Below are 21,264 nucleotides of genomic sequence, written 5' to 3'. Positions count from 1 at the left end.
ATTTTCTGCATCGGCTCAGCTAACCGGTCAAGTTTTATTTAGAGACGTGTTATTAGGCGATTCCACGTCTTTCAAACCAACAAAAAAGCATATCCTATTCAACCTGTGAAAAAAGGTTAAACAGAATATGCCAAGATTCACCTCTTGCATTGCAAAAGGGTCTGGATTCAAGCGGATAACAAAAGTGCAAAGACTGATTACCTAAAATTGTATGTCGGTCATAAACATTCCGGTCAAATCGGAGGATATTATACCGATGGACTATTAAAAGTAAAACCACTCCAATTCAGAGTGGTTTTTTCATGCGAAAAGTTCGCTATCGGGATTTTTTGTACTCTCTCAGGCGATGAATCGACTAATACTTTTGGAATACCTGCATTAAGGTCAACCCAGTAATACCAAGGTTTGCTCTTTTCTGGTATTATGCCAGTTCCCGGAACCAAGTAACCAAACAAAACCCTGAATTCGGCGAAATCAGCCTAAATTCAGGGTTTTTCTTTGTACTGAAGAGAGGGAAAAAGCACGGTTTCCGGAAGAGGCCTTATCTTCCATTTTCGTGGGTTCTCTCCGTTTCTCTATCCTATGGATGATTTGACAATGGGTGCCTGTTTTTATTTGTCAAAAAGCCTATAACAACACGTTTTCATAGCGTTTATTTTGCAATGAGATGATGGATGGTCCATAAAACGAGCTTTCGTTGCAACACAGAGCATTTCTCCGCAACGAAAACAAAGCGATACATTATACCATAAATTTTTCAGTACATATCTGTCTTATGTATCCAACCAGTGTTCCAAGTAACAAGTGAGAAAACGAATGGAGTTAGTAGATTTGTGTTGTATAATTAAAAGGTAAATAAAAACACCCATTCGTATTGGTGTACGAAAGGGCGTTTAAGGAAGTAGGTGGTCCAATGGATCCTACAACTGTTATCGCTGTTTGCTCACTTATCACAGTAATTATAGCGATAACCAAAAAAGATTAATATTTTATAGAAAGCGTTGTTAGTGTTCCAGCACTAGCAGCGCTTTTTACTATTATTAGATAATCATATAATTTATTTATGTACCCAAAGTGTAGCATGTGTTTAGAAAATAAACAAAGGTTGAGTTACCCAAAAACTATAGCTCAGTCTAATCGTAAGTGGCTTTTCTCCAGATTGACCTATTTAGTGGTTCTGGTGTTATTAAAACGGATGATTTTCTAGTACTGAATCCTCCTTTTAATTGAACACAAAACGTAGCAAAGTAGCAGAACTGCAAAAAACTCATTTTTGACAAGATGTTAAATAAAAAAAACTATCGGTAAACATTAAACCGATAGCCATACTATCTTAAGGACTATTCAACGTTTCATCATGATGCCCGCAATTTCTTAACAAGATGATGTCCGGTTTTATAATTTAAAAAAGCCGATTCCCTAAGTTGACGAGAGCCCTGTCCAAGGACAGGGCTCTCGGCCGTTCTAAGATGGATTACAGGTCATTAAATAGAGTCCTTTTGAATTATTTATATGAATTGGAGTAACCAAAAGGGGAGGTGGTTTCGTGTTCGTAGCACCTTATCAAAATTATGGTGTTGTGTGAATTTGGCATTTAAAAGCTATTAACGGCAGTATCTTTTATGAGTAAATAGATGTAACTGCTAGACTAAATGCTGTTCCATAAAGTTATTTAAATATATTTTTTTATTAATCTTGCAGGTGTTTTTTACATAATATAGAAAGTTTACAAAGATGTTGGAAATCTAAGAATTTATTATTTATCTGCGGTAACCTTTATCGTAGAAACGAAAGGAGAGGGACGAAATGATGAAGAAAATCAGTGTAATTTTAGCTTTTATTGCACTTTCTTTGATAATTCCAGCAATTGCCCATGCTGGTGGCTGGGATTATCAAGGGAGCGATGTATTTACCCACCAAAGTAAAATCTTTTTATCAGGGGGAGGCGATTTTAAAATTTGTCTTAGTTCTAATAGTAAATCAGGTTATTATGAGTTATATGATGAAGATCCGTTTGATCGAGATGATGTAGTTTATTCAAATGGTATTAGAGGTCTCTACTATAAAACAGCGGGTAGTCATGATTTTGATTCACATGGCTGTCATGTCTTCAGAAATATCGGTAAATATGTCGATGGAGATCAAGCCGAATTTTATTTAGCAAAATACTCAGGTGGAAATTCAAAAGTATATGCTTGGGATTAATTTTAAGTCACCGCTTTTGCTTTTTTTGCCGTAGAAGAATTGCAGCTTGTTTGACTCATCACATCACCCCTGGTCTATTACTATTGTTTGTACGACCAGGTGTATCTATACTAAAAAACATTAAATCAAGAGGGTTGAATGGGAAGCGCGCCATCGTGCAGAAGCACGAATTTACCGACAGATTTATTCGTCTCTGACCTCTTATCAAAAACAGATACTAGAAAAACTTATTGAACCTACGGTAGGTTCTGGAAAAACAAAACTTGGCTGGTTAAAAGAAACGATTGGACAATCCTCTCCTAAAGCACTTTTATAGGTTATCGAACAATTAGAATATATACCAAATTTACAACTAAATATCAATACGGAATTCATTCATCCTAATCGATTTTCCTTAGCATAATAAAATGTATTAATAGCTTTACCGCCGATTAAGTGTGCTATTAGAGTATATCTGAAAACGCGACCTATTTCTCAGTGTTGTAGCTAGTATGTTTTTACACCATTGCCAAAACATAATAAAAACCGAGTCCGTTAAGACTTCGCATAGAGGCAAATATCACACGAGGTAATTATGCATTATGCTACGCCTTCTCCAAGCGTGAAGGGATAGTCTAACAAGAAAATGGGATACAAGGCTCTGTATATCTGAAAGTTCAGCCGCATAAAATTCTTACGGATACGACATACTAACTCATGGACGCCGGAATCTCAGGCGTTGAACTCGACGTGCCCACACCAGCAAAAAGCACTCCATGAGAGGATGGGGTGCTTTTATCCGAGTAACCCGAACCAATTATCCGTCATTTTTATTTTAACTTTACTCTTACACCCTTTTATTTTTAAAAAAATGCAAAAACCCTGGAGTGTAGCCATAGCTCCAGGTTTTTTTGTACAGTAAATGAGGTGCATAAAAAAGAGTGGGACCTCCCCTAACAAAAATTATTTCATTTTCGACATTAATGATCTTCCTCTCCTTCTCATGAAAATATAAGTCATAACTAAATTTGAGCACCCTTAGTCTGAAAAAGTGATAAAACGTTAAGTCTTCCCTTAGAAAAGGAAAGTTGTAAATAACCGCTTTTACACGAACATATATTCGTATATAATAAAAAAGTGTTGCACTTATTGGAGGGATTTACTATGATACGTGATCGTGGAAACATCAAGTGGACAGCAATGATGCTGCCAGAACATGTGAAGGCACTACGAGGCTTTGATTGGGATCAAACAAAGAAAGAGAAACCTGAACTTGATGAACAGCACCTCTCACTCATGGAAGAGACAATCCGTGAAGCGATGGCCGAAAACTTGGAGTTATGTTTCACGTATTTTCAAAAAGATGATTTTCACTTATATATTGGTAAAGTGCATTTTATAGATACATATCGAAAAGAATTGAGAGTAATGGATTTTCATGAGGAGACATTTCGTTTAAAACTTGAAAACCTGGTAGATGTGAGAATTCACCATCCACTATAACAGGGCCTGAATCTCAGCATTAAATAATATGATTCAATAAAATCTTATTTGAATAAATCAGTTTTTGGCCACAAAAAAATCGCTCTTTATTAAAGAACGATCGGTACTTCTTTTGTTATTTTGCTTCTTCTAGTTCCTGAAGCAGGATTTCCACGCCTTCAGGACTCAACACAAATTTCCCATCACCATACGTCCTGTTTTCGCTGGTTATTTCACCAGTAATTACACACGCATTATGGGCCATATATTTTTGGAGGATGATTTTATTATCATCTACAAAAATCTCTATTGGATCCCTAATATCAATTTCAAAAACTCTCCTTAACTCAATAGGAATGACAATCCTGCCTAGCTCGTCTACTTTCCTTACAATGCCAGTACTCTTCATGCTTACCTCTTCCTTCCTTAGGACGTGGAACGTCCGGTTAATTCTCCAACATATTCTACATCATCGATCTTCCAGCCTTGATCTTTCACATAAATAAGAGACGTTTTAACAATCACCGTTTCTGTATTCGATACATTATTATACTCTGTCGAAAGCTTGAATTCATTAAAAAAGCTCTGCCTCCGTCTTCGATGGCTGATGTTCAAACGGCTTCAGCCCGACCATGGTTGATTTGACGGATTGTTTGGATTCCGGTGGTTTCGTTCCTGAAGGATGAGTCGCTTTAAATCTCCTCGATCGGTCATCAAGGGGCGAATTTTTTGATAGCGTTCAGCCGTAGTTTCATAAGTGAAAAACGCTTAAAGGACTGCCCGATTTTTAGATAGTGCCTCGTTTTGTTGAACAGAGGTTAAGGATTTGATTTGTTCTTCATAATGACTTTGATTCGCCCTGACTTCTTGCAACTGGGAGCGTAAACTAAAAACGTACATCACGATGATCACCGCTACGATAAAAACACCCATGAACATGATGTGATTTTTCTTTTGGCTGGGTTCCATGATTTTCACCTCCACTACTGAATCCTTCTAAATCCTAAGAAAGTTTCCACTCTTGAACAGATGAATAAGAAGTCCCGTTGCTGCCATTCGTATTAATTGAATTGGCCATCTCATACATACATGCCGACGTGAGACGCTCCTGGTTTATAGGTGGAGAAAAAGACTAAATCTCCTTGTTTGATCTGATCTTCAGGAACAGGAACGGTTTTAAGATATTGAGATTGCGCTGTTCCGTACATGTCTATGCCTACCTGCGCAAAAGCATATTCTAGTAATCCTAAACAGTCAAATTCGCCGGCTGCTGGCGTTTCGACCTCCCATACATAAGGACGGCCAAGAAATCCTTTCATAATGTGATGAACTTCCTCTACATCAAAAGAATAGCCTCCATCTCCCACGACCACCTTCCCGCCATTTCCGCCCTCATAATAGCGAAGGACGTGTTCGACAAAGTGGACGCTCCATACCGGGCCCATCCGTTTTTGTTAGCCATCATCTCACTAAAATCAATAGCGACTTCCTTGGAATACCCACCGCGCTCCAAAGCATAGCCGATAAATCCATTCCCCATGTTATACGCTTGCAAAGCTATATGAATATCTCCTTTGGCTTGCTTCATCACATCCGCAAAATATCACCCCTAGTTCAATGGAGTATTCAGGATCAGTAATGGCCCCGGGAGGTAAACCAATCGATTCAGAAGTTTGCACATTCCCCTTGGGAAAGTCGGTTAAAGACTGATATAGTGGCTCTTGTCAACGGGGAAAGCGTCGAAGGAAACGAAGGGAGAGACTAATGGCTGAACAAAAGTGTGCAGTGATTGCATGCTTCCACTGCGAAGGTGCGCCGACAGTTTGACGAAAAAGGGACATAAGAACACGTGTCCTCGGTACCAAGGAAGCTTGGTTGATGCCAAGCGAGAGTCACACGTCACTGATTACGATAACCGTGTACTCGTTGGCATTCCTCCACATGTAATTATTGAGCAATATATACACCAACAACCTCTTCGCTATCACAATGGATCACAATCTACAATTCCGCGGTAATTTTACCTTCAGCAAATATTAGGTTCCCGTATCAAACTCATCCATATAAAAAACAATTGGTTCAAACATTGTGAAAAGTCCAATTTTTCATGTAAAATGGTTCCCATATCGTTAAGCTCTATAACACAATACATTTAACAACATAGAAAGGGGACAATTATGGTATTAATTGGTGTTTTACTAATTATGATTGGATTTATCCTGAAACTGAATTCTGCCGTTGTGGTTACCATTTCTGCATTGGTTACAGGGATCATAGCAGGCATTCCCGTCATTGATATTATTACACAGTTTGGAGAAGCGTTTACAACCAATCGCTATATGTCGATTCTGATTATCACACTTCCCGTCATCGGCCTACTCGAAAAAAATGGACTACAGCAACAAGCTGCTCGTATCGTAAGGAAAATAAAGTCCATTACGGTTGGCCGTGTATTGACTATGTATTTATTGATTCGCGAATTAGGGGCCGCTCTAGGGTTAAACAGTCTCGGAGGTCATCCGCAAACCGTCCGGCCGCTCATTGCACCGATGGCAGAGGGAGCAGCGGAAGCCAAGTATGGCAAATTGCCCGAGAAGGAACAGCAGGAAATCCGTGCCCAAGCTGCTGCAGCAGATAATATTGGATTGTTCTTCGGCGAAGATATTTTTGTTGCGGTTGGCGCCATTCTTTTAATGACCGGGTTTTTCAAACAGAACAATATACCGGCTGATCCTATTGCCATGGCTTTGTGGGGTATCCCGACCGCGATTTTTGCCTTTATTGTCCACGCCATTCGCCTTCGCATCTTTGATAAAAAACTGAATCATCGGTTTAGAAATTCAGAAAAACAAGAGATCGAAACACCTATTAGAAAGGAGCATCAATTATGATTTTCTCCGTAGAAATGATTTATCGATTGATGGGCATTATTGTGCTGGGCTGCTCCTTTTATATTTTCACCGATCAAACCAACAATCGACGTCTTACGTCTGGTTGCTTTTATTTGATTTATGCCATCACGCTAATGTTCGGTCGTGTCCTTCCGCCATTTTATATAGGGCTGTTGGTCATTTTCATGGTACTGATTATTGCTGGAGGAGGGTTGAAGAAAAGCGTTCACATCGAGGAAAGCGTGGCAATGAAAGAAGAACACAGAAAAAAGTTCGGTGGCCGTTTATTTATTCCTGCCATCTTGATCCCCGTCTTGACCTTAGTGGGTTCAAAAGGGTTGGACACGGTAAAATTTCAAGGTAAACCTTTACTGGATCCGTCGAATGTTACCATGGTGGCATTAGGGCTGGCCTGCATCATTGCGATCCTGTCCGCAATGTGGATGACTCGTGGCACACCAAAAACGACGATAAAGGAATCACGCCGTCTGCTGGAGTCGGTAGGTTGGGCCGTTCTGCTGCCTCAACTTTTGGCAACACTAGGAACCGTTTATACCAATGCCGGTGTCGGCACCGTTGTATCAAACGTCGTGACCTCGTTCATACCGAAAGGTTCTCTATTTTGGGTAGTCGTGATTTTTTGTCTTGGCATGGCTGTTTTTACCATGGTTATGGGGAACGCTTTTGCAGCCTTTCCCGTGTTGGCAGCAGGCGTTGCTATTCCGTTGCTCATTAAGCAATTTGATGCGAACCCTAACCATATTGCGGCTATATCCATGTTTGCTGGCTACTGTGGAACCTTAATGACACCCATGGCGGCCAACTTTAATATTGTTCCGGCTGCATTGCTGGATTTAAAAGACAAAAATCATGTCATTAAAGTGCAAGCGCCGACCGCCTTAATCGTACTGTTTTTTAATATCATTCTCATGTATTGTCTTGTTTCTTTACACATATAGAACTGCGGTAGTATGTCAACTTGAAGTTGTCAAAGAGCTATTTGCTTAAAAAATGCTGAATCCCACGGGGTTCACTGAGAATCCACCAACAGGAGGAAAAAGAATTGTTCCTATCATCATTTATCCAAAAATCTCTTGAGCCGTCCAAACATTTTGCTGGTGGCGCCGGGAAAAGAAGCCATGAAGCTTAAACATACAATACGAGGAGGGATTGTGCATGAAAAAGGTGTTATTAACAGGTTTTGAACCCTTTGGCGGTGAATCTGTGAACCCTTCATGGGAAGCCGTTAAACAGTTAAACGGAGAAGTGGCGGAGGATGTACTCATCGTGTCTGAAATGGTTCCGACCGCATTTGGAACCTCCATTTCAGTTTTAAAGCAGTTGATTCAACAGCACAAACCCGACGTCGTGATTTGTGTAGGACAAGCTGGTGGACGCTTGCACATCACACCGGAGCGAGTGGCGATCAATCTCGATGATGCTAGAATTCCGGATAATGAGGAGAAACAACCCATCGACGAGGCGATTGTTCGAAATGGACCAGCCGCTTATTGGACGTCCCTTCCAATCAAACGCATGGTGGAAAAGATGAAGGAAAGCGATATTCCGGCCTCCGTTTCTCATACCGCGGGCACCTTTGTGTGCAACCATATCTTTTATGGCTTAATGTACTATATCACCTCCACCTCATCAGACATACGGGGAGGATTTATCCATATCCCGTATATTCCGCAGCAAACGCTTGATAAACAAGCCCCAAGCTTAAGCCTTGAAACTATTGTTCAAGGTCTTCGAATTGCGGCTGTGACAGCAGTACAGTATAAATCAGATATTCGTTCAGTGGGCGGTACCTTTCACTAAAAGTGGAGTAACAATATTTGGGCTTTAAAATGGATGGAACCCCATAATGGGACGTTTAAGACAAACGAAAAGATTGCAATGGAGTTGTTCCCATTGCAATCTTTTTACATCTCATAAATTTATTGTTGTTGCTGTAATTGCTGAGCACATTGTTGCGCAAGCTGTTGGATTTGCGCCAACTGCTGTGCTGCATTTCGTTCTCGTTGTGCTAAGCTTTGTAATGGCATTCCCATTTGTGCACCATATTGTCCTTGAGCTTGGCCCATTTGAGCTCCATTTTGTCCTTGAGCTTGCTGCAACTGTTGAGCATTTTGTTGCTCATTTTGTTGTAATTGTTGCGCGATTTGTTGGATTTGTTGCAGAGACTGTTGTGCCTGTTGAGCTGCTTGGTAAATTCGTTGTGGCATATTTTTCACTCCTATTCTTATATGTATTTAGATTACAAACTATATGGTTACCCTTTTCCAACCTAAATATGTAAGAAATTATAAAGATAAATTACATGCCACATAAGTTTTATTTTCCTTGTTACTTTTTTAACGTGATCGTTTGATCTTGATTTATGAAACCGGGTAACTATTTCATTAACAAATAAGACATTTCAGGCGGGGCTTAACATCTTACATCAACGTAATCATTACCATCTTTATCGAAGAACATCATTGCACCTTCACGCCGATAGGCTGATCCCAGTACCTGAATGACAGTCGTCCTTAGCAAAGTATTCCTCATTTTGTGTATTCAAATTTTTTTATATCAATAGAATTCTCTCATGTAACCACCCAATGTCTTATTTTTTCATCATCTTGTCATAAAAAATAGGCAACCTAATGGATCAGCGCCTGGAATTTAGGACAAAGGCTAACGCATCATTGGGTTGTGTCAATAAGTCTGTTTTATAAAATTCAAGCATATCTTCATTAACTGAATTGCATCCTTCTTTATTTAATTCCCTGTGAACTTTGCGCAAAAACTTTGTTTCATACATGAGCAATTTTATCTATTTCTTTAATATTACTTTGAGACTGGAGAGTTTTTGCTTCTACGGATTTAATTAAATCATCTATTTCATAGTGCCTAAAAATTACAGAGACAACAGTTGTACATAAGTAAAAACACAAGCGTTTCCATAAGTGAATTCGTAAATAAACACACTTAGTGTTGTTCACAGTAAAGATTAAACCCCACTCCCCTGCATTTTACCTTCTTTCCCTCTATCCCCTTTTTTATTTCTAAATAATGTTTTACCCTCTCTCTTAATTGGTCTTTCTTCCTATTCCCAAGACCTTTTTCCTCTTTTTATTGGACCACTAGGAATTGTTTTAATATTCTGGTAAAATAAACCTGTATAGGTGAAATATGATATTGAGACATCTATTACTATAGAAAAGGAGTAAATAATGCTACTATCGCAAGGATTTTCAAGCAAATATCACACTTCTTTTTTGCAATATCATATTAGTTTTTCTACACATAACGATATTCATCTACAAGAGAATGAAAAAGCGTTTCTTACTGACTATCTACATCATGTGTCCGAGCGCCACGCGTTTGTGATTAAAGATTTAACCATCCAAGGCGCTCGAATTAACCTGGTGATTCTATGTAAAACGACCCATTACATACCTAATATCATGAAGGCACTTAAAGGAGGTTCCGCAAGATTTATGTACAAGCAGTTTCCGGAATCGAAAGTGCAGCACGGCATAAATTTATGGGATCAAAAATACTTTATTGCCACTGAAAAAGCTCAGCTTAGAGAAATGCTTGAACTCTACCACACAAAGAAATAGCACCGGATGCTTCATAGATCCAAGTGCTCCTCCATCAAAACCTAATCCTATCACTAACCAAAACGTTCCATACATAACACTTCTTTCTTAACATACAATCAGCCGAATCAACTTGAAAGGTAATGAGGCGATGAGAAATGAAGTAATTGAACAAACCGTTAACGACTCCATGGTAACGACCTTAGACTATATCCTCCAACTGATTGAACAATCCAACAAACAAAAAGACGGGGACAGGGATAAGCTAATTCAACAAAGCCTAGAACAGATGCGGCAGGACCAGCCTTCCTTATCTAAAGCGGACAAAGCGGAATTAGAATACACTCTTTATTACCATCTGGCACTAAAACAACAGCCTGAATGGTTTCAACTTACTGGTGAGCTCATAGACCGATTCCCTTATGAACAAAACAATAGCTCATTTGATGTCTACCAACATGAAGATAACGTTTGGGGTGTGGTGACCCAAGAGGGGAAAAAATCGCACAAGGTGACAACATCGTTTAAGTCCAAAGAAGATCTTCTACTCCACCTATTTGGAACAACCCAATTTGAGAAGTTCAGAGGAGAAACATTCTGGATACAACAAAATGAACAGGTTTTTTCCTTAAAAGAAAATAAGCATTTTCGTCTCCTTTTATTTACGGGACAATCCATGAAACCCTTCCGCACCCATAAGAGCCTTGAAAAACTACGGATCTCTATTCTAAAAGATGATTTGGCACAGAATCCTAATCTAAAAAAGAAGGCCCTCCGTCAGACGTTGGAAGACAAGTCTCTTCCCGTATCTTTAATGGGAAAAACCGTTACGATTAACGAACTTGAACAAAAGCAAGATCATGTTGAACTCACGCTTAAGGAAGACGGAACCGACCATCACATTAAACTTCCAGACCTTGAAGATAAGTGGATGAAGCTAGCAAAAAACAGGGCAGCTCTTGCGTTTAACGAGCTAGTGATGAATAGCCAAGCCGTTGCCCAAGGATTTCTCTCGTTTTATGGAATCGAAATAAATCAATCCCTTCAAACCAAAGCACCTGACTTTGAAGTGATCTCACACCCTAAAGGATCTTTTATTGGTCATGTAAAAAGTGATGGTTCTATTAAAAAGCTCTCGCCTTACTTCACCGAAAAAGAAGCTAATCTTCGACTAGGCGATCTCAAAAAAGAACTGCGAAAAGAAAAAAACCTTGAACAAGACAAGAGTTTGAATCAAGAAATTTCCTTTGATGACATAATCGAAAAACATGAAGGAGGATGAAAGAATGAGAACCATAAAAAAACTCGGACCCATATTACTTTTCACTGCCCTACTATTTATCATGGTACAGGATCAAGTATTAGCCGCTGATGTGGGTGCGAAGGTCAAAGAAGGATTGAAGCAAATACAAGCGTTATTAACGGGGATCGTCGTTATTGTCGGGGTTTGCGTGTCCATTTTTATCATCATTAAAAAGCTGCCGGGAGTGGATGATCCTCACACCAAAAATGACATGTTTCGTGGGGTAGGAACGGTATTAGGCGGCGTCGCCTTAGCCGCCGCTCTCGTGTGGATTGTTCCCTGGATTTATCAATTGTTTGTATAAGAGGTGATGCAACATGTCCACATCAAAAGAAGAAATTCGTGAGGTTTTAAAAGATCTTCTAGGAGAAGAAGACAGCCGGCGGGGAAAAACCTTTGTTTTTCCGGATAACGTCGATAAATCGTATAACATTGTCAAAGGCCTTTCGCTGGCTAACTTTTTTCGATTTGTCCTTCCCGCTATTGGGGTGGCAGTGGCCATCATGTTAATCCCTCCCTACTCCATTGGGTTTATGATGACCAAAATGCTTGTGGCTTCCTTGATCATGTTAGGCGCATTTACCTTTGCGGTTCTACGACCGATTGGATCCCGACCGAATATCACCTACAGCAATTATTTAAAACGTGTGTGGAACTACAACAGCCGTCAAAAACTGTATTTTATCAGGCCAAACCAGAGGAATGATTACGATGCCTAAAAACGCCAATCACAAAAAAGAATTTGATTATGAAGTCGATACCCTCATTAAAAAGGGGCAGCGGACCATTCAAGATGTTAGCATCATTGAAGGTCTGTATAAAGACTTTGTCCTTTTAAAGAACGGTTACTTAACATCGATTTTGAAAGTAAGTGGAATCAATCTGGACCTCCTGGCAGAATACGAACAGAATCGGATCTTTGAAGATTATGGATCGTTTTTAATGAGCCAGGTCCATGATCAAATGCAAACCATCTCTATGACGGTCCCAGTGGATCTGCGTTCCTATACGTTAGGATGGAAAAAAAGATACCTAAATGAGGTGGAAAATAAAGAAAAGCAGAAAAACGACTACAGGAGAACGCTGATCGCCTCCTACATCGATCATTACCAGGGAATTCGGATAAAAGACGAAATGTCGACCAAGCAGCATTTCGTTGTCGTACGTGAAAGAATCAAAAAACGCACGCTCCAGGATTTAGAAGGCGCAGAAAGTATCCTCACGAAAAAGGTAGAGGAAATCACTAATTCCTTGCGCTCTACTTTTGAATCTTATGATCTCACGATCAGCAGACTGTCTGAAAAAGACATGTTATCCGTGTTATACCGTTACTTTGACTTTGAAATGTCCAAACTATACGGATAAAAGAGGGAAAGGAGATGAGCGATTGTTCCTCACCAAATGGTTCTCATCTAAAAAACTAGATGAAACACCCAGTAGCCCACAAGATCTATTACATTCAGTGTTAGAAAAGGAAGAACTCAACGCGATCTATCCCTTTGTGTGGAAAGAGAACAAAAACTTTATTGAAAGTGGCGGTAACTTTATTAAAGTGTTGGCGATCGTCTCCTACCCCAAAGAACAGAAAGGAAACTGGCTTTCTGATTTGAAGCGATTAAAAGGAAATATATCCTTCGTGCAGTATTTAGAGCCGGCCAATGCCGAGGGGATGATTGATTACTACAATGACTCGATCAAAAACAAAGAAGCGGAACTCCTAAAAACACGGGACCCTGCGACCCGGATTAAATTGCAATCAGAAATTAAAAGTGCCCGCTATCAGTTGAATCAAGTGCTATCGAACCGGTCCAACTTTATGTATCTTTATACATACATATTTCTTCAAGCCCTCTCGTTGGAGGATCTAAAAACCTTAGAAGACAATGTCCAACGAATTTTAACGAAACTAAGGATGAAGGCTTTAAATCCCCATTACTGCACGCCGATGGCCTTTTGGTCCGCTTTGCCGTTAGGGGATAACCAGCTTAAAGAGTATACCTACCAAATGTGCAACAGTGAAACAGCGTCTTCCTTCTTTCCCTTTGATGACTCAGAAATCTGTTACCTTTCGCCAATGGCACAAGTAGAAGGTATAAACAAAACCACCAATTCCCTAGTCGCGATCGACTACCTTGATACACAGCGCACTTTAAACCAAAACATGGTGGTCATCGGTACTTCTGGGGTTGGGAAGTCCACTTTTATGGTCCAAAAAATCTTAAGATGTTTTGCCATGGGGATTAAGATGTACATCATTGATCCTGAAAACGAGTATTCACGAATTGTGAGGCTCCTCGGAGGAGAAGTGGTGCATCTCAGTTCAAACAGCGGGACAAAAATTAATCCGTTGGAAATTTTTACGACCGAAATCACCGATACCGAAGACTTTCAAGGCAATACGGATTTTGTAAAGGATTTGGTAAAGCAAAAAGTACAGCGTCTCAAAGCCTTCTTTAAAGTATTAAAGCCGAACCTATCTCAAGTGGAATCCAGCATTTTGGATAAAATGCTGACGCAGCTTTATGATCGATTCTCTATCAATGAAGAAATTGATCTGAAGACCTTAACCTCAACATCGTTTCCCATACTGGAAGACTTTTATGAGGACTTAGGAGCACTCAAGACGACAGACCCTGAACGCTACGAAAAAATTCAAGACTTTTATTTCATCCTGGAGAGCTATGTTTATGGCTCAAACTCTCTTTTCAACGGACATACCAATGTCAACATCACCAACTCCTTGTTTTCTTTTGATTTAAAAGCGCTCCAAAATGAAGTCGATGTCCAGGCGGCGTGTTACTTTAATATCTTTGGATTTCTATGGGATGAAGTAACCAAGAACCGTGAGGAGCTCATCTATGTGTTCATAGATGAATTTCATTTCTTATCCAAAAACCCAGACTCCATGCGATTTTTTTATCAGGCCTACAAACGGTTCAGAAAATACAATGCAGGAGCCATTGCCGGTACCCAGCAGATCATCGATGTGTTAGATACGGTTGATAACCTGGGGGCCGCTATGGTGGAAAACAGCCATACAAAAGTGCTTTTTGGACTGGATAATAAAGGGGTAGACGATGTTATTCATAAAATTAACCTCTCCTTTTCTGATGAAGAAATCTCCCTTTTGCGTGCCAAGCGGCAAGGAGAAGCGTTACTGGTTTATGGTTCACAGCGCGCCTTTATCAAAGTGGAACTCACACAAGAGGAGCTTCGGTTATGGAATCGGGAGCGCTATTGGGAGAAATACGGAAAAGACCCCGACGAGATTCCGGATTATGAAGCCCGGAATGAAATGACACCCATCGAAAAGGAAGAAGTTCGTCATTTTGTGTTATGAGAGGAGGGACGAATCAATGAAGATTCAATTATTTGAACACGGAACCCTATTCATCTCAAAAGAAAAACATTACCGGCTGGAGATCGCAGAAGAAAAGGTGGTGGGAGAACGAACCGAAGAATTAGAAGATCTGAAAATCCCCTCCCCCTTCTTCTTTCAGCTTACTGACATTAAAAAAGAGAATGACCGCTTTTTGTTGGATTATGTATTGGAGGAAGGTTATCAGCCTCTTACCGTGGCCAAGAACTATTCAACCGTATTGCGCCTCTCTTTGCTTAACACTTTGCTTGAAACCGATCCGCTAGGAACATTCTCAGAGAGGGTCCTTCTGCATCCACGGAACATCTTCTTTAAAGATTTAAAAACAATTAAATTTCTGTACAGAAGTAACCGTTGGCTCCCCTTTGATCAAACGCCAGCGTTGGAACAATATAAAATATTGATTCTTTCCCTGTTTTCTCGTTTTTCCTATGAAAAATATAAACGAGATAAAGAAAAGGTATTAATAAAAGAAAAAGAGGCCTTCTTTTTTGAGATTGCCAATGCGGTTTCTCTTGCAGAACTGAAAACGCTCCTATTTAACCGGCTGACAAAAGAAGAAACCGAACATTTTTTTCAAATTGAACAGGAAAGGGTCCGCGTGAAACAGCAAAAAAGGTTATGGACAGTTTTAAGCGCAGCCATATGTTTATCAGCGTTTGGAGGAAGTTTCCTGCTGCAGCAAAACACCGTGCATGAAGTGGAAACGGCTTATGCGAAGGATTTGAACAAAGAAAAACAAGAATCCAAGTTTTATAGATTGCTTAGTGAAGGCAACTATGAAGGAGCCATTACCCATTTGAAGCAAAACCATGGATCCAAGAAACAGTTGGCTCAATTGTACTTCGATAACGGAGACTATCAAAAAGCCATTGATACGAATCCCTTGCTAATCAAGCCCACAATCAAGCTGCTTTATGAGCGCCATAAGGAACAGGAGATATTAAAGCTGAAGGGTGAGAGTCCCTATTTGCAGCTAGAAAAAAAGATTGTGAGTTATGACTATGGTGTTCTTTTATCTGAACAAACCTTCACCAAGGATAAAGAACAGTTGCTTCGCATTGGAAAAGCCTTTGTCGCTCATGGCGACCTGACCGATGCGAAAAATGTAAATCAACGGCTAAAAAACAAAGAATTAGGCAACATCGTCCAACAAAAGGAATTGAAGAACAAAATCACCGTTCTTGAAAAACAAATAAAAGACATCAAAGATCAGAAAAAGGTCAAAGAGAAAGTGAAAAAGAAACAGCTGAAGCCAAAGAACCTTGAAATTCAAGAACTCAAAGCACAGCTGAAGCAAGTCACTAAAGATCTGGGGTGAGAATGGATGGCAGCCGTAACGGTAACCGTAAAGTCTACGATATTCCTGGTTCGTAACTGGAAGCCTATCCTCATCGGCAGTGTGTTTGCTTTGATTCTCATGGCTGGAATGTTATTCAGCGTAAACGTCTCCCGACCATCAGAAGACACCGTTTCTTCTCCTTTTGGGACTGCAAATGTTCCGACTCATATTGAAAAATGGAGACCGTTGGTCAGTGAGTATACAACAAAGTATGGCATTCCAGAGTACACTGACATTCTACTCGCATTAATGTACCAGGAACTTGGAAGCTCTGACACACTGGATATCATGCAAAGTTCTGAATCCATCGGGCTCCCTCCTAACGCCATTCAGGATCCCGTTCAATCGGTTAATTTAGGTGTAAAGCATTTTAAATCTGTATTAGAAGCGGGACAAAAAGCGGGCGTCGATTTTGCGGCCATTGTACAGTCGTATAACTTTGGATCTGGTTATCTTGGCTTTGTGGCCTTAAAGGGGAAAAAGCATTCTGTGGAACTGGCCAAAGTCTTCTCCATCGACCAGACCAAAAAGCTCGGCTGGAGATGTACAGATTGGCGTGCACCCTACTGTTATGGAGATTACACCTATGTTCAAAAAGTCATGGGTCATCTGATCGCCGCAGGAGGAGGGCCAGGCGGAGCGGACATTTCTCCGCTCGGAAAAAAGGCTTACGCTGCGGTTTTAAAAGAAGCTCAGAAATATACCGGTTGGCCGTATGTCTGGGCAGGTGCTCACCCTTCCACCGGTTTTGATTGTTCGGGTCTCACACAATGGGCTTTTAATGAGGCTGGGATTAAATTGCCTAGAACCGCACAGTTGCAGTATAACGCGTCTAAAAAAATCCCTCCATCTGAAGCGAAACCTGGCGATTTAATTTTCTTTACAGGAACCTATGACACCGACCAATATATTACTCATGTCGGCATCTATCTCGGCAATGGAAAAATGTTTGACTCCAATGGCTCGGGGATTGGTCTTCATAATGCAGAAGCGTCCTATTGGAAATCACACTTAGCCGGATTTGGCCGGGTGGCCCGTTAACCTACAGAAAGGAGGAAATGCGATGATAAAACTTTTAGGTGCGATCCTGGGCATCTCCCTCCTGGCGAATGTATTGCTTGGCTTTATGTATGCTGGCCAAAGAACCATTGTCAGTGAAGCGAGTGAAAAACATAAGCAATCGGAAGCCGCGCTGGCTCAGTTGAAAAGTAAAGCAAAACAAAATAAGGAATCATTAACCAATTATAAAGAGAATTCGGCGATGTATGAAATGGAACATAGTGAAGACATTAAACGATTTGTAAAGGATACGTTCACCACGCTCTTTACCTATGATAACAAGACTTATACCTCGCGTTTTGACCAGGTAAAGAATTTATTAGCGGATTCTGTGATCTCAAAGTTACAGGCTTCAGGAGAAATGGAAAGCCCGCAGATTGATTTTTCAAATACAGTCAAGTCGCTTGAAGTATACCTTACCGCTATAGATATGGAGAAAGTAAAAGCATTGGTCAACATGGAGACCGAGTATTCAGTGAACGGAAGCAAGTTCCCTCGTAAAAATCAAATGTATGAAGTAACGTTTGTTCAAGAAAAGAATGTATGGATCATTGATAAGCTGGAATTAATGGGAGCGTTTGAACCGATCGAAGAAAACTAGAGCGAAGAACGGGGTGATTCAATTGAAGAAGTTCAGAAATCGTCTGATGGTGTGGATGATCACACTGCTGATTTTACAGCTCATCGTCATTAACATTGCTGGCTTGCTGCCATTTATCGCGGAACAAAAAAACCAATTGTCTACTGAGGCGTTTCTAAATTATATATGGCAAAATATCCAGCACCCTATCCTTCACTCTACACAAATGATTCAAGAGAAAAACCCTGTTTTTATGCTTGGCAGCACCAGTGCCATTATCTTATCTTTCTATATGGCCTTTATTAGCAACCGAAGAAAAACCCAATATGAGTTAGCCGATAAATACGGTGTGCATGGCTCCAGTCGGTTTGCACGTCCTTCTGAAATATTCACGCACGGTGAAACCTTAGGTGTGGCCCCCCAACAACTCATGAAAGATTTAGAAGCGAGTATGGAAGATCACAAAAAGGAGTGAAACAGCAATGAAGACGGCTTATCAAAACCATAACGGATTGATCTTAGGCATGGTGAATCAGTCCATTCTCATACAACCTACCTCCTCCACCCTTCCGAATCGAAATCATTTTGTTGCCGGGGGACCTGGGTCATCTAAAACCCAAAGTTATGTAGTAACAAATGTCTTACACGAAAAAGAGTGCTCCATTGTAGTCACCGATCCAAAAGGTGAAGTCTATGAAATGACAGCCGCTGTAAAGCGGAACCAGGGCTATGAGGTACATGTCGTTAACTTTATGGAAATGAGTTATTCCGACCGCTACAATTCGTTTGATTATGTACGAGAGGAAATTCAAGCTTCCACGGTGGCGAACACCATCATTTCCACCAAAAACGACCCGAAACGGAAAGATTTTTGGTATAACGCTCAATTCAGCTTGTTAAAGGCGTTAATTTTGTATGCCGTCCATGAATTGCCGCCCTACCAAAGAAACATGAGTGGAGTTCTCGATTTCCTGCAAGAATTTGATCCCGAAGAAAGTGAAGAAAGTACCAACGCCCTAGATGATCAATTTTTAAAACTGGAAAAAACGCACCCCGCTCGAAGAGCCTATGAACTGGGCTTCAAAAAATCACAAGAGAAAACCCGAGCAAACATCATCATTTCGTTACTTACGACCATTGGAGATTTCACTTCAAGCTCGGTCTCGGAGTTCTCAAGTTTCTCCGACTTCTTTTTAGGAGATGTGGGAAAACGAAAGATTGCCCTCTATGTCATTATTCCCGTCATGGATACCACCTGGGAAGGGCTCATTAACCTCTTCTTTAATCAGATGTTTCAGGAGCTTTATAAGGTGGGAGCCAAACATAACACCTCCCTGCCTCAGCCGGTCGTCTTCATTCTCGATGAATTCGCAAACCTGGGGAAATTCCCGGACTACGAACGATTCTTGGCCACTTGTCGGGGGTATGGCATAGCGGTCTGTACCATCGTCCAAAATATTACCCAGCTACAGGAAAAGTACGGGCGCGAACAAGCGGAGTCCATCTTAGGAAATTGCGGAATAAAGATATGCCTTGGAAATGTCAATGAAACAACCGCAAAGTACTTCTCTGAGTTGATGGGCAAAACGACGGCTAAGATGGAAACCGGTTCCTCTTCCAAATCAAGAGGTCAATCACCCAGCTCCTCCTCCTCTGAAAGCTATTCCTATTCGGCTCGGAACTTAATGAACGTGGATGAGATCTTGACGATGCATCCCAACGAGTCCATCGTCCTCATCACCGGAAAGTATCCGATCAAAGCCCAGAAAACAAAACAGTTTGAGCTTTTCCCGAACGTCACCAACACTTTTCGAGTCAGTCAGTTTGCTTACCAAAACACTCCAACGAAAGAAGTGGTTCAATGGTTTGAAGGGCAAAAAAGGCAACATGATGAATATAGAAGAAGTGAGGAGAGAAAAACAGAACGCGCTAATGAGGAAGCAAAGTTGCATGAGTCAAAAGTAAAGAAGGCCGATATGGAAGCTCAGAAACAAGAAAAATTGGCTATGAGCTTCTTTGCAGGCATGACATCATCTGATACATCAGACCAAGAAGGGAGCGATAAAAGATGAAAAACGTAAAAGTCATCTTATCATTGATCATCGTGTTAATGCTTACAGCTTGTAACGGAGGGGCAAGTGGAGAAAAGTTTGATCCTAAAGTCGAAAAGAAAAAAGCGACAGAAACGGTAAATAGCGTGTTAACTTCGTTTAAAGATCAAGAGAAGCTGGCTACAGCAAATAATCGAGATGCAGCTAATCCCATTGCATGGGAAAAGATTCAGAAAAAAAATAATAAAAAATTATCAGGAGAATTAAGTAAAGACGCTCAAAATCGGTTATTGTATTTACTCACAATAAATAAAGCTGAAGATACACCCAGTGGTGGCACAAAAGCAAACTTACTGTTTAGCCAAGATACTAAGGTCAAAGAGGTTAAACTAAACAAAGATGACGAGACATTTACATTTGACATTGAACGCAGCGGTTTTGACCACAAAGCTATCACAACGGAGAAGCAAGATGACACATGGAAGATCGTACAGGTGAACGATTCCGAATAAGGAGTGATTCTGTGTGTTTGACTTTAAGGAGAAGATCGTAGAGGCCATACAAGGTATGTTGCAAGATTTTATTGAGTGGGCACTTTTACTTTGTAACGATTTATTGCTAAAACAAAATGCAGAGATTGAATTTTTTAGTAAGGTCAATAACTTCATACTTGCCCTCACCTCAACGATTGCCTTGACCATTGTGTTATATAAAATCCTTGAGGTCATGTCCAGGAATGCCGCTGGAGATGCTATTTCCTACGGGCCAGTCATTGTAAACACACTAAAAAGTGCGCTATTGATACCCGCGATGCCCTTTATTCAAAAAATTCTTCTCGAAGAAGTAGCCTATAATACGGGAAACTGGATGATCTCTGCAGGGAAAAATATCAGCAAGGATAAAATAGAAGCTATGTTGGATCCCGGAAACTTTGCAGCCTTGCACTTTCAGGGAGCAGCTCTTCTCATACTCTTGGCAGTGTTTGCAGTAGCATTTATTGGCTTCCTCTTCTCCGTTGCAATATTTCATGCCGATATCATGTTTCTATACTTACTTAGCCCCCTAGCCTGTGTATCCGTCATTGCCGATGACAATGAATATCTAGGGGTTTGGTGGCGAGAATTACTAAGCCAGATTGTTACGATACTGGCAAAGATTTTTTTGTTCATTGCTGCTCTTAGCATCTTAATTAATGAAAATATTACATTCTTCAACTTCTTACTACTGATGGGTTGCTGCATCCTACTTATTAAAAGCCCTTCGGTATTGCGCAACATGTGGTATTCAAGTGGCTCAGGCAGAGGTATGATGGGGGCTATGAGTGGCACCACAAAGCTTGCTGCACGCAGGTTTTTGATGAAAGGATAAGATAGCAGGCGACTCGGATGTCGCCTTTTCTT

25 protein-coding genes are annotated in these 21,264 nt (G+C 40.6%); 18 read left to right on the top strand and 7 right to left on the bottom strand.

Annotation, left to right across the window (positions count from 1 at the left end; all coding sequences use genetic code 11):
* Positions 1-1,806 precede the first annotated feature (1,806 nt).
* Both QYF49_RS21400 and QYF49_RS21395 read left to right on the top strand, forming a co-directional pair.
* Positions 1,807-2,205, top strand: a complete 399-nt coding sequence (locus QYF49_RS21400) for a hypothetical protein (RefSeq protein WP_290401620.1) — start codon at positions 1,807-1,809, stop codon at positions 2,203-2,205.
* Positions 2,206-3,348: 1,143 nt separating this feature from the next.
* Positions 3,349-3,687, top strand: a complete 339-nt coding sequence (locus tag QYF49_RS21395; protein ID WP_290401619.1) for a YolD-like family protein — start codon at positions 3,349-3,351, stop codon at positions 3,685-3,687.
* Positions 3,688-3,802: 115 nt separating this feature from the next.
* Here the strand turns inward: QYF49_RS21395 and QYF49_RS21390 are convergent, their stop codons facing one another.
* From QYF49_RS21390 to QYF49_RS21370, 5 genes are all read right to left on the bottom strand, one after another.
* Positions 3,803-4,075: an AbrB/MazE/SpoVT family DNA-binding domain-containing protein gene (locus tag QYF49_RS21390; protein WP_290401618.1), complete on the bottom strand. Its 273-nt coding sequence runs from the start codon at positions 4,073-4,075 to the stop codon at positions 3,803-3,805.
* Between the two features lie 17 nt (positions 4,076-4,092).
* Entirely contained in the window at positions 4,093-4,281 is a 189-nt protein-coding gene (locus QYF49_RS21385) for a hypothetical protein (RefSeq protein WP_290401617.1), read from the bottom strand.
* A gap of 153 nt (positions 4,282-4,434) precedes the next feature.
* Positions 4,435-4,635, bottom strand: coding sequence for a hypothetical protein (locus QYF49_RS21380; protein ID WP_290401616.1), 201 nt, complete (start codon positions 4,633-4,635; stop codon positions 4,435-4,437).
* Positions 4,636-4,745: 110 nt separating this feature from the next.
* The gene (locus tag QYF49_RS21375) at positions 4,746-5,033 is read right to left on the bottom strand and encodes a C40 family peptidase (RefSeq protein WP_290401615.1); all 288 of its coding nucleotides are present in this window, start codon (positions 5,031-5,033) and stop codon (positions 4,746-4,748) included.
* Positions 5,003-5,254 (bottom strand): lysozyme family protein, encoded by a 252-nt coding sequence (locus tag QYF49_RS21370; RefSeq protein WP_290401614.1) that lies wholly within the window; start codon positions 5,252-5,254, stop codon positions 5,003-5,005. Before QYF49_RS21370 ends, QYF49_RS21375 begins: the two co-directional genes overlap by 31 nt.
* Positions 5,255-5,843: 589 nt before the next feature.
* Here QYF49_RS21370 and QYF49_RS21365 point away from each other — a divergent pair.
* From QYF49_RS21365 to pcp, 3 genes are all read left to right on the top strand, one after another.
* On the top strand, positions 5,844-6,557 hold the full coding sequence (locus QYF49_RS21365) for a DUF969 domain-containing protein (protein ID WP_290401613.1): 714 nt from the start codon (positions 5,844-5,846) through the stop codon (positions 6,555-6,557).
* Positions 6,554-7,516 carry a DUF979 domain-containing protein gene (locus tag QYF49_RS21360; RefSeq protein WP_290401612.1) on the top strand — a complete coding sequence of 321 codons (963 nt, stop codon included), beginning with the start codon at positions 6,554-6,556 and terminating at the stop codon, positions 7,514-7,516. The genes QYF49_RS21365 and QYF49_RS21360 overlap by 4 nt, the downstream gene beginning before the upstream one ends.
* A gap of 217 nt (positions 7,517-7,733) precedes the next feature.
* Positions 7,734-8,378, top strand: coding sequence for a pyroglutamyl-peptidase I (pcp, locus tag QYF49_RS21355; RefSeq protein WP_290401611.1), 645 nt, complete (start codon positions 7,734-7,736; stop codon positions 8,376-8,378).
* A 119-nt stretch (positions 8,379-8,497) separates the two neighbouring features.
* Here the strand turns inward: pcp and QYF49_RS21350 are convergent, their stop codons facing one another.
* A complete protein-coding gene (locus QYF49_RS21350) occupies positions 8,498-8,785 on the bottom strand; it encodes a hypothetical protein (protein ID WP_290401610.1) in 288 nt (95 codons plus the stop codon).
* Positions 8,786-8,990: 205 nt separating this feature from the next.
* Complete coding sequence (locus tag QYF49_RS25905; protein ID WP_354005862.1) at positions 8,991-9,110, bottom strand: XdhC family protein; 120 nt, start codon at positions 9,108-9,110, stop codon at positions 8,991-8,993.
* Between the two features lie 668 nt (positions 9,111-9,778).
* Here QYF49_RS25905 and QYF49_RS21345 point away from each other — a divergent pair.
* The 13 genes from QYF49_RS21345 to QYF49_RS21285 all read left to right on the top strand — a co-directional run bounded on the left by QYF49_RS21345 (position 9,779) and on the right by QYF49_RS21285 (position 21,232).
* A complete protein-coding gene (locus tag QYF49_RS21345; protein WP_290401609.1) occupies positions 9,779-10,171 on the top strand; it encodes a transposase in 393 nt (130 codons plus the stop codon).
* Between the two features lie 130 nt (positions 10,172-10,301).
* Positions 10,302-11,432 (top strand): hypothetical protein, encoded by a 1,131-nt coding sequence (locus tag QYF49_RS21340; protein WP_290401608.1) that lies wholly within the window; start codon positions 10,302-10,304, stop codon positions 11,430-11,432.
* A 4-nt stretch (positions 11,433-11,436) separates the two neighbouring features.
* Positions 11,437-11,757, top strand: a complete 321-nt coding sequence (locus QYF49_RS21335) for a CagC family type IV secretion system protein (RefSeq protein ID WP_290401607.1) — start codon at positions 11,437-11,439, stop codon at positions 11,755-11,757.
* Between the two features lie 13 nt (positions 11,758-11,770).
* On the top strand, positions 11,771-12,172 hold the full coding sequence (locus QYF49_RS21330; protein ID WP_290401606.1) for a hypothetical protein: 402 nt from the start codon (positions 11,771-11,773) through the stop codon (positions 12,170-12,172).
* Positions 12,165-12,818 carry a TrsD/TraD family conjugative transfer protein gene (gene trsD / locus QYF49_RS21325; protein ID WP_290401605.1) on the top strand — a complete coding sequence of 218 codons (654 nt, stop codon included), beginning with the start codon at positions 12,165-12,167 and terminating at the stop codon, positions 12,816-12,818. The genes QYF49_RS21330 and trsD overlap by 8 nt, the downstream gene beginning before the upstream one ends.
* A gap of 22 nt (positions 12,819-12,840) precedes the next feature.
* A complete protein-coding gene (locus tag QYF49_RS21320; RefSeq protein ID WP_290401604.1) occupies positions 12,841-14,793 on the top strand; it encodes a VirB4 family type IV secretion system protein in 1,953 nt (650 codons plus the stop codon).
* A 16-nt stretch (positions 14,794-14,809) separates the two neighbouring features.
* A complete protein-coding gene (locus tag QYF49_RS21315) occupies positions 14,810-16,153 on the top strand; it encodes a hypothetical protein (protein ID WP_290401603.1) in 1,344 nt (447 codons plus the stop codon).
* Positions 16,154-16,159: 6 nt separating this feature from the next.
* Positions 16,160-17,215 carry a bifunctional lytic transglycosylase/C40 family peptidase gene (locus tag QYF49_RS21310; protein WP_290401602.1) on the top strand — a complete coding sequence of 352 codons (1,056 nt, stop codon included), beginning with the start codon at positions 16,160-16,162 and terminating at the stop codon, positions 17,213-17,215.
* Positions 17,216-17,237: 22 nt separating this feature from the next.
* On the top strand, positions 17,238-17,834 hold the full coding sequence (locus QYF49_RS21305; RefSeq protein WP_290401601.1) for a hypothetical protein: 597 nt from the start codon (positions 17,238-17,240) through the stop codon (positions 17,832-17,834).
* 22 nt (positions 17,835-17,856) lie between these two features.
* Complete coding sequence (locus QYF49_RS21300) at positions 17,857-18,288, top strand: hypothetical protein (protein WP_290401600.1); 432 nt, start codon at positions 17,857-17,859, stop codon at positions 18,286-18,288.
* Between the two features lie 7 nt (positions 18,289-18,295).
* Positions 18,296-19,885, top strand: coding sequence for a VirD4-like conjugal transfer protein, CD1115 family (locus QYF49_RS21295; RefSeq protein ID WP_290401599.1), 1,590 nt, complete (start codon positions 18,296-18,298; stop codon positions 19,883-19,885).
* Positions 19,882-20,376, top strand: a complete 495-nt coding sequence (locus QYF49_RS21290) for a hypothetical protein (protein WP_290401598.1) — start codon at positions 19,882-19,884, stop codon at positions 20,374-20,376. Before QYF49_RS21295 ends, QYF49_RS21290 begins: the two co-directional genes overlap by 4 nt.
* Positions 20,377-20,389: 13 nt before the next feature.
* A complete protein-coding gene (locus tag QYF49_RS21285) occupies positions 20,390-21,232 on the top strand; it encodes a conjugal transfer protein TrbL family protein (RefSeq protein ID WP_290401597.1) in 843 nt (280 codons plus the stop codon).
* The last annotated feature ends 32 nt before the right edge of the window (positions 21,233-21,264 follow it).

It is taken from the genome of Fictibacillus terranigra (assembly GCF_030412265.1).
GTDB classification, from domain to species: domain Bacteria; phylum Bacillota; class Bacilli; order Bacillales; family Fictibacillaceae; genus Fictibacillus_C; species Fictibacillus_C terrinigri.
Note: the sequence above shows the minus strand (reverse complement) of the source record. Positions and strands in the feature narration are given on the sequence as shown.